Source organism: Caballeronia choica (assembly GCF_001544535.1).
GTDB classification, from domain to species: Bacteria; Pseudomonadota; Gammaproteobacteria; order Burkholderiales; family Burkholderiaceae; genus Caballeronia; species Caballeronia choica.
This window is the reverse complement of sequence record NZ_FCON02000496.1, coordinates 1-1,130: the sequence shown is the minus strand read 5'-3', so window position 1 is coordinate 1,130 and position 1,130 is coordinate 1. Positions and strand designations below refer to the sequence as shown.

General features: G+C 58.1%; 2 protein-coding genes. One reads left to right on the top strand and one right to left on the bottom strand.

Annotated features, from left to right (window positions below):
• Positions 1-200: 200 nt before the first annotated feature.
• Positions 201-893 (top strand): CPBP family glutamic-type intramembrane protease, encoded by a 693-nt coding sequence (locus tag AWB68_RS45265; protein WP_087650493.1) that lies wholly within the window; start codon positions 201-203, stop codon positions 891-893.
• Positions 894-945: 52 nt separating this feature from the next.
• On the opposite strand, the gene AWB68_RS50615 is transcribed toward AWB68_RS45265, so the two are convergent.
• On the bottom strand, positions 946-1,130 hold a 185-nt coding region (locus AWB68_RS50615; protein WP_235028889.1), incomplete at its 5' end, for a hypothetical protein.

The following is a 1,130-nucleotide window of genomic DNA, read 5'->3' as shown; positions in this document are numbered from 1 at the left end:
GGGTCGCGTGCTGCCGTTCGCTCCCGTCCTAGGGGTAGGTGTGTATGCGACTTGCATAAGGCAGGGTTCGGCCCAAAGCCGCCCTCTGCAACGGTCGGCTATGGGGAAAAGTAGTAATATAGTTGAGTGGTCACGGCTGCTCTGAGCGACTCATCGCCGCTCGGTGTGCCTTTGGTGCCGAGAGCGGGGAGGATCTGCCGATGGGTTGGCCAGAAGATCTGGGGCTCATGCTCTACAATGGGGCGAGCGGGCTCGTCTACTACTCCGGCAAGGCCGCACGAGTATTCGTCAGCAATGGGGGGTTCGTTGCAACTGTTGCAATTGGCGGATATTTCTTTCCAGAGGAAACCATGGCCGGGATAGTCGGTGCCGTGGCGATACGTGGTGCGACCTGGCTAACGAAGAAAGTCAAGGAGGATTATAACGTCCATATCGCCGATGCGATCGATAAGCTCCTCGATGTGGTGCCGAATTCTGTCGCTATTGGCTACATGAATGCGTCACTCACGATCGGAAGTCCGCAGCGGCAGGTCAGTACCAAGATAGCAAACACCCCCCAACTGAGCTGGGTCAACGATAGCCTTGCCACAGAACTCGTGTCGCCGTTGTTGGAAGAGTCGATCTTCCGCATTGGTGTCCAGGAAGGGCTGGCTCTCGGTTTGATGGCCGTCGGCGTACCTCGACCGGCGGCAAGTCTCCTATCGGGAGCGATCTCGGTGTCGCTCTTCGCGGGTGCGCACAACGTCGACCCGCGCAGCAAGCAGTATCGCGACACGCTCGTCTCGGGAATTGGGTTCGGGGTCATGATGTATTTGCACGGTCTGCCCGGCGCCGTAGTCGCCCATTCCGCAAACAATGCTGGTGTCCGATTGGAAGGATTTTTGGGGAGCTAATTTCCGGCGAGAACCAGGCATGGGATAGCGCTTCTTGCGGCCCAACACAAGATCACGGCTGCGCGATCGCGGCGATGATCGGTCGATTTATTATGACGGCTTTGTAGCAACTCCACGGCGGGTGCAAATAACGGGTTCTGGCCGGCAGTACGCATTCGGCTCTCTCCCCGAAAGTTGCCATTGAAGACTCCCACGCCAGCTCTGGCGGGAAGTTTGCTGAACTGGTGCTCTCGGCCA

Bases quoted from the DNA above. Each gene is read 5' to 3' on its own strand.
- AWB68_RS45265 (WP_087650493.1), top strand. From the start codon at position 201: ATGGGTTGGCCAGAAGATCTGGGGCTCATGCTCTACAATGGGGCGAGC.